The following is a 14273-nucleotide window of genomic DNA, read 5'->3' as shown; positions in this document are numbered from 1 at the left end:
GCTACATTCCCCGCTTTCCGAAATGTTCTTCGTAGATTAAAACAAGCTCTTTATCAAACAAAGACCGTTTTAATTCCACCGCATGGGCCCGGACATGGGGTAGAAGCTCTGCTGCCTGTTCATCGGTTAAGTGAATTCCGTACTCGGCAAATTTCGCTTTTAATGCTGCCGAACCGGAGTGCTTACCGATAACAATTTGTCGCTCCAAACCCACTTCTTCGGGCTGGAAAGCCTCGTAGGTTTTAGGGTTCTTTAACGCTCCATCGGCATGGATTCCCGATTCGTGGGCAAACATGTTGGAACCCACAATAGCTTTCCAGGCGGGAAGTTCCCGGCCGGAAGCCTTGGAAACATAAAGAGCAACTTCCCGGAAAAGCTCGGTCTTAAAGCCAAGATCGATACCGTATATATGTTTTAAGGCCATTACCACTTCTTCTAAAGCAGCGTTTCCGGCCCGCTCCCCAAGGCCAATAACCGTAACCCCTACAAACTTAGCTCCGGCTTTAACCCCGGCTAAAGCATTGGCGGTGGCCATGCCAAAGTCGTTGTGGGTATGCATTTCAATTTCAATACCTACTCTTTCCCGCAATTCCTTGACCCTTTCATAAGTAGTAAATGGATCAAGAATACCAACGGTATCGCAATATCTTAAACGGTCGGCTCCTGCTTGTTTAGCCGCCAAACCAAACTGCACCAAAAATTCCATGTCTGAGCGGCTGGCATCTTCAGCGTTCACCGAAACGTACAAACCTTCTTTTTTAGCAAACTCGCAGGCTTTAACCATATTTTCAATAACCCATTCCCGGGAGGCCCGGAGTTTATGTTCAATGTGGATATCCGAAGTGGATATCGATATAGCTACCGCATCAACCCCGCAGCGCAGCGACTCTTCAATATCTTTAATTACCGGACGGTTCCAGCCCATGATACTGGCTTTTAGTCCAAGTTTGCAGATAGCGGTAATTGCCTCTTTTTCATCGCCCCCCATCGTTGGAATTCCTGCTTCAATCTGGTCAACGCCAAGCTCATCCAGCATCTGGGCAATTCGAATTTTTTCCTTATTTGCAAAAACTACTCCTGCAGTTTGTTCTCCGTCTCTTAAGGTCGTATCAACGATATAAATTGGTTTATCTTTTAATTTCACGTTATTTCACCCTCCCACTTTGTAGCTTAATCTATTTTTTAATGATAACACACCCCAAAAATTGTTAAAAGATTTTCAAAGTTTTTATACTGTATACTTTTTTTAGAAGTTAGAAGTTGGAGGTTAGAAATTGGACAAAAAATATTAAAAAATAAAAACCTTAATAAAGTAAAAATATACAAAAACCGCTGTCATAAAGAACAGCGGTTTTTGTATTAAAGTTTTGCTAATTTGTCCCGTAAGAGCTGGTTTACCGCTTCAGGATTAGCCCGTCCGCGGGTTTCTTTCATAATCTGGCCAACTAAGAAGCCTAATGCCTTTTCCTTTCCGTTCTTGTAATCTTCCACCGCTTTGGGATTTGCTGCAATTACTTTATCCACCACCGCTTCCAATTCACCCAAATCGGTAATTTGCACCAGTCCTTTTTCTTTGACGATTACCTCCGGGTCTTTACCGGTTGAAAACATCTCTTCAAACACCGTTTTGGCAATTTTACCGGAAATGGTGCCGTTATCTAAAAGTTCTAACATCCTGGTAATTTGTTCAGGTTTTATGGGACATTCGGTAATTTCTTTTCCTGCAGCATTTAGTAAGCGTAAAAGCTCATTTATGACCCAGTTAGCTACTGCTTTTGGATTACTGTAACCCTTCGCCGCTTCCTCGTAGTAATCCGCCAGTTCCCGGGTTAAGGTCAGGACGTGGGCATCGTAGGGAGTTAAGCCATACTGTTCCACAAACCGCTTTTTCCGGGCATCCGGAAGCTCCGGTAATGTGGCTCTGATTTCTTCCAGCCACTCCCGGTCAATGACCACCGGCGGTAAATCCGGCTCGGGGAAATAACGGTAATCGTGGGCTTCCTCTTTGCTGCGCATGGAAAGGGTTACCTGACGGCTCTCATCCCACATCCGGGTTTCCTGGATGATTCGCCCGCCTTCTTCCAAAATCTCAATTTGCCGGGCAATTTCGTATTCCAAAGCTTTTTGCAGAGCTTTAAAAGAGTTCATATTTTTTATTTCCGTTTTGGTTCCGAACTCTTTCTGGCCTTTGGGACGAACCGAAACGTTCGCATCACATCTAAGGCTACCTTCCTCCATCCGGCAATCGGAAATTCCGGTATACTGGATAATTGCTTTAAGTTTTTCCAAGTAAAGTCTTGCTTCCTCGGGAGTACGGATATCCGGCGCCGAAACTATTTCAATCAGCGGCACTCCGGTTCGATTGTAGTCAACTAAAGAGTAAGGTGTTACCGCAAGGTTTCCCTGGTGCACTAATTTTCCCGCATCTTCTTCCATGTGAATCCGGGTAATGCCAATTCTTTTTACCTGCCCATCGACCTCAATTTCTAAATAACCGTTTTTCGCTAACGGCAAATCGTACTGGGATATCTGATAATTCTTGGGTAAGTCGGGGTAGTAGTAATTTTTCCGGTCAAATTTACAGTATTCGGCCACTTCGCAGTTTAACGCCAGCGCTGCTTTAATCGCGTAATCCACCACTTTTTTATTTAAAACGGGCAAAACCCCGGGAAGCCCCAAGCACACCGGACAAACGTGCGAGTTCGGATCGCCGCCAAACTCGGTAGAACAATTGCAAAAGATTTTCGTATTGGTTTTTAACTCCACGTGAACTTCTAACCCAATAACCGCTTCGTATTCGCGCATAATACACCTCCTAAAGCTTGGGCCGTGCCTTATGAAATTCGGTATTTTGCTCAAAGGCATGGGCAACTTTCAGTAAGGTTCCTTCATCAAAAGGCTTACCAATTAGCTGGAATGATACCGGCAGATGACCGTCAAAACCAGCCGGAACCGAAATCCCGGGAAGACCGGCCAAGTTTACGGCCATGGTGAAGATGTCCGAAAGATACATCGAAACCGGGTCGGACGTTTTTTCGCCAAACTTAAACGCCGGTGTTGGAGTGGTTGGGGTTAAAAGGAGATCTACTTTGGTAAAAGCCCGGTCAAAATCTTCTTTAATAAGGGTCCTTACTTTCAGCGCCTTTAGGTAATAAGCATCATAATAACCGGCACTTAAAGCATAGGTACCAAGCATGATCCGTCTTTTTACCTCAGCCCCAAAACCTTCCGCCCGGGTCCGGGAGAACATTTCCACCACATCTTCGGCTTCAAAATCCCGGTAGCCATAACGGACTCCGTCATACCGGGCCAGGTTGGAAGAAGCTTCCGCCGGAGCAATAAGATAGTACACCGGAAGAGAATATTTGGTATGAGGTAACGATACCTCTTCAAAGACCGCTCCTAAACTTTCCAAACCCTTTATCGCCTCGTCAATCGCCTTTTTCACTCCAGCATCAATACCGTCAATAAAATATTCCTTCGGCAGCCCAATTTTCAGGCCCTTAATTTCCTGATTTAAAAAGCTTAAGTAATCAGGATATTCAATATCGGCAGAAGTTGAATCTTTCGGGTCATGACCGGCAATCACATTTAATAAAAGGGCCGCATCTTCCACCGTCCGGGCAAAAGGTCCGATTTGGTCCAAGGAGCTGGCAAAAGCCACCAGGCCATACCGGCTTACCGCCCCGTAAGTAGGCTTTAAACCAACTATTCCGCAAAAAGCAGCAGGCTGGCGGATGGAACCCCCGGTATCGGAACCCAAAGCCACTACCGCTTCCCCGGCGGCAACACTGGCCGCCGACCCACCGGAAGAACCACCGGGCACCCGTTCTAAATCCCAGGGATTTTTGGTGGGGAAAAAGCGGGAATTTTCGGTAGAGGAACCCATGGCAAACTCGTCCAAATTGGTTTTACCGGTAAACACCGCCCCAGCTTCCTTTAATTTTTCCACCACAGTAGCGTCATACGGCGGTATGTAGTTTTCCAGGATTTTGGACGAACAGGTAGTTCTAATCCCGGCGGTAGACATGTTATCTTTGATGGCCACCGGAACCCCCGCCAGCGGCCCCGGGTCTTCTCCCCGGGCAATTTTTTCATCGACTTCCCGGGCCATTTTAAGTCCCAGCTCCCGGGTTACCGTCACATAAGCTTGAATTTTGGGCTCTACCGCTTCTATCCGGTCAAAAGTAGCTTTAGCCACCTCTACCGCCGATATCTCTTTAGCCTTTATTTTTTCTGTTATTTCTTTTGCACTTAAGTAATATAGTTCCAAAACCATACCCTCCTTTAAATAATTTTCGGCACCTTAAAGAAGTTTTCTTCCCGTTCCGGAGCATTGGCCAGGGCTTTTTCGGGATCTAAATGCTGATGAACTTTATCTTCCCGAAAAACATTTTTGATGGGCAGCACGTGGGCGGTGGGTTTCACCTTTTCGGTATCCAGTTCCTGTAATTGTTCTGCATATTTTAAAATATCATTCAACTGTTTTGTATACATTTCCTTTTCTTCGTCACTTAATTTTAACCGGGCAAGCATTGCCACATGTTCAACATCTTTTAAGGAAATTGTCATAACGGTTCCCCCTTTAAAAAATATCCTTTTGCCATTATACAAAAATCTAACAAACATTGACAAGAAAATAGTGAAAATCTTAGCTCATCACCATCTGGCGAAACTCCTCTTCGGTTAAGATTGGAATACCCAGCTCTTTGGCTTTGGTTAATTTACTGCCGGGGTCTTCGCCAACCACTACATAACTGGTTTTTTTCGAAACGGAAGAACTTACTTTTCCACCAAGACTTAAAATGAGTTGCTCCGCTTCTTTGCGGGTGAAGGATGAAAGAGTTCCGGTTAAGACAAAAGTTAATCCTTCTAAGCGGTTATCCCGCACCTCGGCCAGGTACTTAGTGTTTACTCCCGCTGCTTTTAACTTTTCGATAAGTTCTAAATTTTCCTTTTGGGCAAAAAACGCCTTAATTGAAGCCGCCATTTTGGGCCCCACAGAAGGAATCGCCATGATCTCCTCTTCCCCGGCGGCAATTAACTTGTCAAGCTCCTTAAAATGAACTGCCAAATCCCGCGCAGCTTTTTCCCCTACAAGCCGAATTCCAAGGCCGTAAATAAGCCGTTCCAAGCTATTTTGCTTACTTTTTTCAATAGCATTAATCAGGTTTTCGGCCGATTTTTTCCCCATCCGCGGAAGCCTGGCAACCTCTTCGGCAGATAAGTAGTAAAGGTCGGCATAATTATGAATTAAGCCAGCTTCCAGTAAGAGCTCGGCCACCGCCGGTCCCAGGCCTTCAATATTCATAGCTCCTCTTGACGCAAAATGCACGATACCTTCTTTCAACTGGGCAGGACAGGAAGCATTGGTACACCGCCAGGCCGCTTCCCCGGGAAGTCTTACCGCTTTCCCCTGGCAGACCGGACAGGTATCAGGCATGACAAACTCTTTCTCAGCACCGGTCCGCTTTTCCTTTACCACTTCCACTACTTCCGGAATTATTTCGCCAGCTTTTTGCACCCTGATGATATCGCCAATTCGGATATCCTTTTCCCGGATGTAATCTTCGTTATGCAGCGATGCTCGCGTCACGGTAGTACCGGCCAGGCTTACCGGCTCAAATATAGCCGTCGGTGTTAAAACCCCGGTACGGCCAACCCGCACGATAATATCTTTTAACCGGGTCTCGGCAATTTCCGCTGGAAACTTATAAGCAATCGCCCACCGGGGAGACTTTGCGGTAAACCCTAAAGCTTCCTGCTGGGCAAGACTATTTACTTTAATTACCAAACCGTCAATAACATAGGGCAGGGAAAACCTCTTTTCGTGCCAGCTCTGGCAGTAGTTAATAACGTCATCAATATTGTTAAATACTTCCCGGTAAGGATTTACTCTAAACCCAAGCTCCAAAAGCCACTCCATTAATTCCGCCTGGGTTTTGGGCTCGTATCCCTGAACTTCCCCAATAGCATACATAAAAGCACTTAAGTCCCGTTCAGCGGTAACTTTGGGGTCAAGCTGCCGTAACGACCCTGCTGCTGCATTCCGGGGATTGGCAAATAAGGGCTCCCCCCGCTCTTCCCGCTGCTCATTTAAGCGGGCAAAAGATTCCTTGGGCATGTACGCTTCGCCCCGAACTTCTAAAAGGGGTACGGGGTTTCGTAATTTTAAGGGTATAGCTTTAATGGTTTTAACGTTAGCGGTAATATCTTCCCCCGTGGTACCGTTACCCCGGGTGGCTCCTCGCACCAAAACTCCGTTTTCATATACCAAAGATATGGCCAGGCCGTCGATTTTTAACTCTACCTCATACTCTACTTCCTGCCCGGGTAACAGTGACCGGACCCTCCGGTCAAATTCCTTTAAATCCTCCGGTCCAAAGGCGTTATCAAGACTGTACATCGGTTTTAAATGAGCCACTTCCCGAAATTCTTTGGCAACTTCCCCTCCCACCCGCTGGGATGGAGAATCGGGAGTGATAAACTCGGGATACTGCTGCTCCAAAGAAATTAACTCCCGGAGCATCCGGTCATATTCGGCATCGCTTATTTCCGGCTGGTCCAAAACATAATACCGGTAGTTGTGATAATGAAGAAGGGCCCTAAGTTCTTCGATACGCTTTCTGACAGCTTCCTTATCCATCCATCCACCTCCTTAGACTTTTACCAGAGGAGCAAAACTTCCCAGAAGTTCTTTTACTTCACCACCTTCAAATCTCACTTTTATAATTACATCTCCCTCTTTGGGTTTAACTTCTAACACCGTTCCCACTCCAAACTTTTTATGGCTTACCCTATCTCCCGGAGAAAAAGCCCAATTTTGCTTTTCTCTCCCCGGAGAAAGAGTTTTGGCAGCTTCATTAACTCCGGAAACCGTTTCTAATAAACTTTCAATTAACTCTTCGGGAATTTCATCTAAAAAGCGGGAAGGCTCGTTAAAGTCGGTCCGTCCGTAAACCGTCCGCCGCCAGGCCCGGGTAAGATAAAGCCTCTTTTGCGCCCGGGTAATGCCCACATAGCAAAGCCTTCTTTCTTCTTCTAATTCCTGGGGGTCAATACTGAAAATGGCCCGGCTGTGGGGAAATATCCCTTCCTCCAGACCCACCAGAAAAACCACCGGAAATTCCAGACCCTTGGCAGCATGGAGAGTCATCATCCGCACCCGGTTTTCGCCACCTTCTTCGATATCCGCATCGGTTAAAAGGGATATGGTAGCCAAAAACGCCTCTAAAGACTTATCTTCGCTCTCCCGTTCAAAAGCCTGGGTTACGGTCAAAAACTCGTTTAAGTTTTCAATTCTCGCCCTTGCTTCCATGGTATCTTCCGCTTTTAACGCCGGTAAATAACTGGAACGCTCCAAAATTTCTTCGGTAAGTTTGGTAACGCTTATTCTGTCTTTTAATTCCCGAAACCAGAGGAGCATTTCGCCAAATTCCTTTAAAGCTTTCCTGGTTTTTCCGGAAACCAAAGCCAAAGCTTCATCCCTTAAAAGCAATAACCCTATGGGCAGTCCAGTTTCGTCGGCATAAGCTTCAATCTTGGCAATGCTCGCTTCTCCGATTCCTCGCTTGGGCTCATTTATGATTCTTTTTAAAGAGACTTTATCATAAGGGTTTGCAACTATCCGCAAATAAGCAATGATATCTTTTATTTCTTTCCGGTCATAAAAACGCCTGCCACCAAATATTACGTACGGAATGCCTCTTTGCATAAACGCTTCTTCAAAGTTCCGGGATAAAGCATGGGTTCGATACAAAAGGGCAATATCTTTGTAATTATACTCGCCGCTTTTCACCAAAGATTCGATGGTTAAAGCCACAAACGCCGCTTCATCTTTTTCATCTACCGCCGGATAAAAGTAAACGGGATGGCCCGGTTCTTTAACAGAAAAAATCTCTTTTTCCTTGCGCATCCGGTTTTTGGCAATTACCGCATTAGCCGCATCGAGGATTTTCTGGGTGGAGCGGTAATTTTCTTTTAAGATCACCACTTTTGCTTCCGGATAGTCACGTTCAAAATTTAAAATATTGGTAATATCCGCTCCCCGCCAGGAGTAAATGCTCTGGTCGGGATCTCCCACCACACAGAGATTCCGGTGTTTTTGGGCTAAAAGATTTACCAGCCGGTACTGGGCATGGCTGGTATCCTGATACTCATCCACCAGAATATATTTAAATCGCCGCTGGTAGTATTCAAGAACGCGAGGATAATTTTCAAATAGTCTTACCGCATAATAAAGTAAATCATCAAAGTCAAGGGCATTATTTTTATTAAGCTTTTCCTGGTACATATTATAAATTATCGCCACTTTTTCTTTAAATAAGTCATCGGCATCGTCTCTATACTGCCGGGGAGAAATAAGCTTGTCCTTGGCCGAGGAAATATGGTAGGCAATAGCTTTAGGAGCAAACCGTTTATCGTCAATATTTAGCTCTTTTAAGCACTCTTTTATTACCTGCAATTGGTCTTCCTCATCATAAACGGTAAAATCCCGGCTAAAACCAAGTTTTTCAATATCATTCCGTAATATTCTTAACGCAAAAGAATGAAAAGTAGAAATCCAGATTTCCCGGGCACTTCCCGAGATTAACCTTTCTACCCGTTCTTTCATTTCGCGGGCCGCTTTATTGGTAAAAGTTATGGCTAAAATTTCATGGGGGTAGGCCATTTTCCGATAAAGCAAGTGAGCGACCCGGAAGGTTAAAACTCTGGTTTTCCCTGTTCCCGCACCAGCTAAAACCAAAAGAGGGCCTTCTACATGGGTAACCGCTTCTCTTTGAGCTGGGTTTAAAGTAGCTAACAGTTTCTCCATCGATAGCCTCCATCTACTCGATATTTTTCCCATCCCATTATACCATTCAACGCCTTTTTCCGATAATCCTTTCAGCAAAAACTAAAAGTTTGTACTTGATTTCGCATGTTTTTTAGTTTATTATTATATTAGAAAATTCTAATATTGTGAACAGGAGGTTAAATATGGACTTTTTGCTGGCGGAACTTGCCGAAATTTTTAAAGCACTGGCCCATCCTACCCGATTAAAAGTTATTTATTACCTAAAAGACCGCGAGCGCTGCGTCTGCGAATTTATTGAAGAGTTTTCGGTTGAGCAGTCCAATATCTCCCAGCACTTAGCGGTTTTAAAGCGGGCCGGAATTGTCACCTCCCGGCGGGTTGGACTAAATGTTCATTACCGGCTCACCAATCCCAAATTTGCCGAACTGGTGGATTTATTAAAAGACATTGTTATTGAAGAAACTAAAAAAGAAAGTGAATATCTCTTAAAGGGAGAGGATAACAATGCTTAATAGTTTTGCTGACCTTGTCACTTATAAACTTTTGGGTCTAGCAAAAGGTAGTGCTTTAGGTGAAGCAGTGCACTTTTTTATTTATGATACCATTAAGATTTTCCTTTTACTTGCTGTAATTATTTTCGTCGTTTCCTACCTACGCTCTTACATCACCCCGGAAAAAACCCGGAAAGTCTTAAGTGGCAGGTTTGGTTTTTTGGGAAATATCTTGGCCGCTTTATTTGGGATAATAACGCCCTTTTGCTCCTGCTCCGCCGTTCCCCTTTTTATCGGCTTTGTGGAAGCAGGAGTTCCCTTGGGAGTCACCTTTTCTTACCTCGTTTCCGCCCCCATGGTCAATGAAGTAGCTTTGGTCATGCTTTTAGGGATGTTTGGGATTAAAGTTGCATTAATTTACGTTGCTTCCGGCTTAGTAATTGCCATAATTTCAGGTATTATCATCGGCAAACTTAAGCTTGAACACTGGGTGGAAGATTATGTTTACCAAATTAAAATGGGAGAGCAAGCTGCCTCTTCCCAGGGGGTGACTTTTGCTCAAAGAGTGGAGTTCGCCAAATTTGCCACCAAAGATATCTTAAAAAAAGTCTGGCCGTATGTTGTAGTTGCCATCGCCATAGGTGGCTTTATGCACGGCTATGTTCCTACTGACTTTTTTGTTAAATACGCCGGCAAAGGTCAACTTTGGGCTGTACCCTTTGCGGTACTTCTTGGTATCCCCCTTTATTCCAACGCCGCCGGGGTAATCCCGATTGTAAAAGTTCTTTTTGAAAAAGGAGTAGCTCTGGGTACTGTTTTAGCCTTTATGATGTCAGTAACGGCACTAAGTCTTCCGGAAATGATTATTTTAAGAAAAGTTTTAAAGCCTAAGCTTTTGGCAACCTTTGTGGGAATCGTTGGTTTTGGCATCTTATTAACCGGTTATTTATTTAATGCTATTTTTTAAAATAAATTTTTCAAGGGAGGTTTAAGTATGGAAATTAAAATCTTGGGAATGGGTTGTGCCAATTGCGAAAAGCTGGAAAGGATGGTTTTTAACGCTTTGGCCGAATTAAACATCGATGCTAATGTTCAAAAAGTCCAAGACATTCCGGAAATTATGAAATACGGCGTAATGTCCACCCCCGGTTTAGTCATTGATGAAAAAGTTATATTATCCGGCCGTGTCCCCTCCAAAGCAGAACTGGAAAAAATCATTTTAGAACACGCCAACAAGTAAAAGCCGCAGTTTTTTGCGGCTTTTACTTCAGTTGAGGTGAGATTATGACCTGTTTAAACTGTGCTTTTTACCTACCCTCAGCTAAGGCAAATCAGTTTTATTGTTATTACTTACAAAATTCCTACTTTAAAAATGAATCCTGGCTTAAACATTGTTGCTTCTTTATGCCTAAAGACCACACTGAAGACTTTACTCTTTTGCAGTACACCCTTTTAAAAGAAAGGGAAATTTTAAGTAAAAAATGAAGGGTTTTTTAATTCCCTGGTAGGGGGTATGACAATGACTTGTCAAGAGTGCGGAATTTACGAAAAAGGTATTTGCTATTACTTAAAAACAAAAATCGATGATATTAATCGAGCTAATACCTGCACTTACTTTATTGCTATTCGCTTTGATGGGAACGAGCCTTTTTCGCCCGAAGAACACCTGTTTTTTAAAGAACAAGAATTAAAAAGTCGCAAATTAAAAGGTCCTCTTGACCCGTAAATGGGAGGAAAAAAAATGGACAATTATTTATTGTATGGGATAACAATCTTCCTGCTTGTTTTTTCCTACTTTAAGGATAGCAAAAAAACCAAAATGGCCCTCAAAAAAGCGTGGAAATCCTTTGAAAATATTTTGCCTGAATTTTTAGGAGTAATTATGCTGGTAGGAGTTTTACTGGCCGTATTAAATCCGCAAGTAATTTCCCAAATCCTTGGTAGTAATTCTGGCTGGTTTGGGGTTATCCTAGCAGCAGTAGTTGGTTCTATTACTTTAATACCTGGTTTTGTTGCTTTTCCTATGGCAGCAATGTTACTTAAGAACGGTGCAGGTTACATGCAAATAGGTGCTTTTGTCTCCACCTTAATGATGGTGGGAGTAGTTACAATGCCAGTAGAAATAAGATATTTTGGGAAAAAACTAACAATTTTGCGTAATTTATTTGCTTTTATCTTTTCCTTTTTAGTAGCTTACATTGTAGGAAAGGTTGCTGGTTAATTATGAAAATGTTTCTTAGAAGGTATAAGTTTTTCCTTTTTACGTTATTAACAGTAGGAATTCTAACAATTATTAATAAAAAAATAGGGTTTAAAGCTTTAAGCATTGCCGGTTACAGTTTCAAAGAAATGGCTTTGGTAATCCCTCCGGTTTTTATCCTTTTAGGTTTACTCGATATCTGGGTTCCCAGAGAAACCATGATGAAATATATGGGCGAAAATTCCGGCTTAAAAGGGATTATCTTGGCCATCCTTTTAGGTTCAGCCGCCGCCGGCCCCCTTTACGGTGCCTTTCCTATTGCTGCTGTTTTTATGAAAAAAGGCGTAAAATTCACCAATATTCTTATCTTCATTGGCGCTTGGTCTACTACTAAAATTCCAATGTTCTTATTTGAACTTTCCGCCCTTGGCAGTAAATTTGCAGTAACTCGGCTTTTAATAGACATTCCAGGAATAATTATCATTGCCTATTTGCTTTCAACCTTTGTATCCAAGGAAGAAATAAAAAATATTTATCAAAAAGCGGAAACTCTTTCCTAATTGCTTCAAAACCCCTTAATTAATTCATTTAAGGGGTTAAAATACCAAAAATAACAAGGAGGAGATTTTTATGGATTTTCAAACCATTATGGAAAACATTAAAAAAGAAACGGGTGAAGTTCCTAAGCCACTAAAACTCTTAGGAGAACTCAATCCAGACCTGGTAGTTGAACACATTACTGCCAAGAAAAAATTAATGGCTAAAGAAAGCCTTCCAGCCAAATATAAAAGCTTAATCTTACTGGCAGCAGCTATCGCTTTAGATTCGCAGGCGTGCATCTTAAATAACGTTAAAGAAGCCCGCAAAAACGGCGCAACCCTTGAAGAAATCGCTGAAGTTTATTCCCTTGCCCGTTTTGCCAAATCTTCTACTACCGTTTCAAACTTTGCTCCAGCCCTCGAATGGCTTTTAGAAAATAAATAATTTACAATGTTAAAAAGGCCGGCATCCATGTCCGGCCTTTTTTATGTTTATTTTAAAAATCGTTTATCTTTACTGTTAGTTAATTTTTTAACTTCTGCTGCTGTATACCCCAACTTTGCTAAATTCAAATAATCTTTACTTGAATGACAATCCTGGCATTTTAAAGCATTTTTCTTGGTAACATCATGACTTACCGAGAAATAACCGGTAATCTTTTTAGGCATCATCCAACCCGTTAGATATAAGTTTTGCAACGGGTAAAGTTCTTTACCTTTGGCAATAGCCTTAAACGGATCACCATAAATGGATAATACTCCTAAGCTCTGGTAAATCGGCTTATTAGCTACTGGATCCCACGGCAATACTGTGGATAAGGGCTTAAAGGTTGAAATTTTACTTTTCTTATCGCTGCGGCTTCCCAACGGCATCAGTTCTTCAGTACCTTTTCCATTATACCAGAAGTAAGTTGGCTTGGTCTTATATGATTCATCAAAAGGATCTGCTTTTGGATCATATATTCCGGTGACTGAATTATATTGCACGTTGATAAAGTCACGCGTTACAACACCCCCAATGGTTGGTATATGGCAAACTTTACAGGAAATCCGACTTGTGTGTTTATCAAGAGTTGGGTTTTTATGAATTGTTTGCCCTTTACCAGCCTTATGGCAATTTTCGCATTTAATTTCCCGATTGGGATCATCCCAGGCCCATTCTCCAGGGTCATTACCATGTTCAAATTTATGGTTTACTGCTTTGTGGCAGTCCACACACTGCATTCCTTTTGCGATGTGCACATCCCGCTCCGGACTAAAGTTAACCCCACGTTTCCACCAAGGGCCCCCTGCAGGATTTTTATGGCAACGCAAACAATTTTCTTTGGGAATTTTCCCACCTACCGACTGCGCTGCTTCTAAGCTTTTATCAAACTCCATCCTAAATCCTTGCTCGGTTTTTACTACTTTTCGTTTACTCATATCATATTTTTCGGCATGACATATTAAGCAATCAATTTCTTTTTTATCCTCTTCAGTAGCGTTTTCCGGGTAAACCCCATTACCAATATGGCAGCGAGCACAGCCACCATTTTGTGAAGGCTTTGAGGAATCAAGGGGTGTTAAGATGCCTATCCAGTTGATAACAGCAATTGAACCTGGTAAGCCACATAGCCTATTTACTTGTCCCCATTCTCCCCCTAAAGGAGTCTTTCCATCTTTTTTATAAACCGCCGGCGCTACTGACTTATTTTTATAGTGGAGTGAATTTACCACTTCATTTAAAGCATTAGGATGGCATTTTAAGCAGGTAGATGCTCCATCATATTGCTGAATTAACCCGTTATGATCCACTTTACTTTTGGGCTGGGGTAGGGGCGGTAACTTGGCTTGAGCAGCAAATGCCACCGAGCTGAAAAGCATTAATAAAATAGTTCCGAAAAAAATAAACCACTTTTTGCTCATAACCTTCCTCCTTTTTGTCATCTTCTTTGTTTTTACATCATTTTTTTACTCATTTCTCACCTCCCTAAATAGTTATAAATATAGGCTTTTGCAAAACCAGAAAGCCTCAAAAGAATTGAATTACAAGAGATAAAAAATTTTTATCACTCCTGATTTTTATAGGAGATTGCCTCCGCTTTATTGAATTATTTTATTTGTTTTGGTAAACAACACAAAAACAATAAAGCAGGAGGCAAAAATTATGAACGGTCGTCAGCTGCTTTTTAATTTTATCGAAATTTTTACCTCAACTCACAAAGTTAATTTCTATACTAAAGTCTTTGATGCGCTTGACCTGTCTG

General features: G+C 42.5%; 14 protein-coding genes. 7 read left to right on the top strand and 7 right to left on the bottom strand.

What is annotated here, in order from left to right; translation table 11 throughout:
* Position 1: 1 nt before the first annotated feature.
* The 6 genes from nifV to pcrA form a co-directional block, all read right to left on the bottom strand.
* Positions 2–1144: a homocitrate synthase gene (gene nifV, locus CARFE_RS0110675; RefSeq protein WP_011344026.1), complete on the bottom strand. Its 1143-nt coding sequence runs from the start codon at positions 1142–1144 to the stop codon at positions 2–4.
* A 215-nt stretch (positions 1145–1359) separates the two neighbouring features.
* Positions 1360–2805, bottom strand: coding sequence for an Asp-tRNA(Asn)/Glu-tRNA(Gln) amidotransferase subunit GatB (gatB, locus tag CARFE_RS0110670; protein WP_028052756.1), 1446 nt, complete (start codon positions 2803–2805; stop codon positions 1360–1362).
* Positions 2806–2815: 10 nt separating this feature from the next.
* On the bottom strand, positions 2816–4273 hold the full coding sequence (gatA, locus tag CARFE_RS0110665; protein WP_028052755.1) for an Asp-tRNA(Asn)/Glu-tRNA(Gln) amidotransferase subunit GatA: 1458 nt from the start codon (positions 4271–4273) through the stop codon (positions 2816–2818).
* 14 nt (positions 4274–4287) lie between these two features.
* Positions 4288–4572, bottom strand: a complete 285-nt coding sequence (gene gatC, locus CARFE_RS0110660; RefSeq protein WP_028052754.1) for an Asp-tRNA(Asn)/Glu-tRNA(Gln) amidotransferase subunit GatC — start codon at positions 4570–4572, stop codon at positions 4288–4290.
* Positions 4573–4651: 79 nt separating this feature from the next.
* Positions 4652–6646, bottom strand: coding sequence for an NAD-dependent DNA ligase LigA (ligA, locus tag CARFE_RS0110655; RefSeq protein ID WP_028052753.1), 1995 nt, complete (start codon positions 6644–6646; stop codon positions 4652–4654).
* A gap of 12 nt (positions 6647–6658) precedes the next feature.
* Complete coding sequence (gene pcrA, locus CARFE_RS0110650) at positions 6659–8815, bottom strand: DNA helicase PcrA (RefSeq protein ID WP_028052752.1); 2157 nt, start codon at positions 8813–8815, stop codon at positions 6659–6661.
* A 164-nt stretch (positions 8816–8979) separates the two neighbouring features.
* Between pcrA and CARFE_RS0110645 the strand changes: the two genes are divergently transcribed.
* From CARFE_RS0110645 to CARFE_RS0110610, 7 genes are all read left to right on the top strand, one after another.
* On the top strand, positions 8980–9309 hold the full coding sequence (locus CARFE_RS0110645) for an ArsR/SmtB family transcription factor (protein ID WP_028052751.1): 330 nt from the start codon (positions 8980–8982) through the stop codon (positions 9307–9309).
* Positions 9302–10255, top strand: coding sequence for a permease (locus CARFE_RS0110640; RefSeq protein ID WP_028052750.1), 954 nt, complete (start codon positions 9302–9304; stop codon positions 10253–10255). Before CARFE_RS0110645 ends, CARFE_RS0110640 begins: the two co-directional genes overlap by 8 nt.
* Positions 10256–10282: 27 nt before the next feature.
* Positions 10283–10528: a thioredoxin family protein gene (locus CARFE_RS0110635; protein WP_028052749.1), complete on the top strand. Its 246-nt coding sequence runs from the start codon at positions 10283–10285 to the stop codon at positions 10526–10528.
* 279 nt (positions 10529–10807) lie between these two features.
* Positions 10808–11014 carry a hypothetical protein gene (locus tag CARFE_RS0110625; protein WP_028052747.1) on the top strand — a complete coding sequence of 69 codons (207 nt, stop codon included), beginning with the start codon at positions 10808–10810 and terminating at the stop codon, positions 11012–11014.
* 15 nt (positions 11015–11029) lie between these two features.
* Positions 11030–11509: a permease gene (locus CARFE_RS0110620; RefSeq protein ID WP_028052746.1), complete on the top strand. Its 480-nt coding sequence runs from the start codon at positions 11030–11032 to the stop codon at positions 11507–11509.
* Between the two features lie 2 nt (positions 11510–11511).
* Positions 11512–12048, top strand: a complete 537-nt coding sequence (locus CARFE_RS0110615) for a permease (RefSeq protein ID WP_028052745.1) — start codon at positions 11512–11514, stop codon at positions 12046–12048.
* Positions 12049–12118: 70 nt separating this feature from the next.
* The gene (locus tag CARFE_RS0110610; protein WP_028052744.1) at positions 12119–12472 is read left to right on the top strand and encodes a carboxymuconolactone decarboxylase family protein; all 354 of its coding nucleotides are present in this window, start codon (positions 12119–12121) and stop codon (positions 12470–12472) included.
* Between the two features lie 47 nt (positions 12473–12519).
* Here the strand turns inward: CARFE_RS0110610 and CARFE_RS0110605 are convergent, their stop codons facing one another.
* Positions 12520–13932, bottom strand: a complete 1413-nt coding sequence (locus tag CARFE_RS0110605) for a multiheme c-type cytochrome (RefSeq protein ID WP_028052743.1) — start codon at positions 13930–13932, stop codon at positions 12520–12522.
* Between the last annotated feature and the right edge of the window lie 341 nt (positions 13933–14273).

Origin of the sequence: Carboxydothermus ferrireducens DSM 11255, assembly GCF_000427565.1 — a bacterium.
Taxonomy (GTDB): Bacteria; Bacillota; Z-2901; order Carboxydothermales; family Carboxydothermaceae; genus Carboxydothermus; species Carboxydothermus hydrogenoformans.
The sequence above is the reverse complement of the archived record's forward strand: the minus strand, read 5'-3'. Positions and strand labels throughout refer to the sequence as shown.

What these genes read in the sequence shown, in the direction of transcription:
- gatB (WP_028052756.1), bottom strand. Translation starts at nt 2,805, where the DNA reads ATGCGCGAATACGAAGCGGTTATTGGGTTAGAAGTTCACGTGGAGTTA.
- gatC (WP_028052754.1), bottom strand. Translation starts at nt 4,572, where the DNA reads ATGACAATTTCCTTAAAAGATGTTGAACATGTGGCAATGCTTGCCCGG.
- ligA (WP_028052753.1), bottom strand. Translation starts at nt 6,646, where the DNA reads ATGGATAAGGAAGCTGTCAGAAAGCGTATCGAAGAACTTAGGGCCCTT.
- pcrA (WP_028052752.1), bottom strand. Translation starts at nt 8,815, where the DNA reads ATGGAGAAACTGTTAGCTACTTTAAACCCAGCTCAAAGAGAAGCGGTT.
- CARFE_RS0110645 (WP_028052751.1), top strand. Translation starts at nt 8,980, where the DNA reads ATGGACTTTTTGCTGGCGGAACTTGCCGAAATTTTTAAAGCACTGGCC.
- CARFE_RS0110640 (WP_028052750.1), top strand. Translation starts at nt 9,302, where the DNA reads ATGCTTAATAGTTTTGCTGACCTTGTCACTTATAAACTTTTGGGTCTA.
- CARFE_RS0110635 (WP_028052749.1), top strand. Translation starts at nt 10,283, where the DNA reads ATGGAAATTAAAATCTTGGGAATGGGTTGTGCCAATTGCGAAAAGCTG.
- CARFE_RS0110625 (WP_028052747.1), top strand. Translation starts at nt 10,808, where the DNA reads ATGACTTGTCAAGAGTGCGGAATTTACGAAAAAGGTATTTGCTATTAC.
- CARFE_RS0110620 (WP_028052746.1), top strand. Translation starts at nt 11,030, where the DNA reads ATGGACAATTATTTATTGTATGGGATAACAATCTTCCTGCTTGTTTTT.
- CARFE_RS0110615 (WP_028052745.1), top strand. Translation starts at nt 11,512, where the DNA reads ATGAAAATGTTTCTTAGAAGGTATAAGTTTTTCCTTTTTACGTTATTA.
- CARFE_RS0110610 (WP_028052744.1), top strand. Translation starts at nt 12,119, where the DNA reads ATGGATTTTCAAACCATTATGGAAAACATTAAAAAAGAAACGGGTGAA.
- CARFE_RS0110605 (WP_028052743.1), bottom strand. Translation starts at nt 13,932, where the DNA reads ATGAGCAAAAAGTGGTTTATTTTTTTCGGAACTATTTTATTAATGCTT.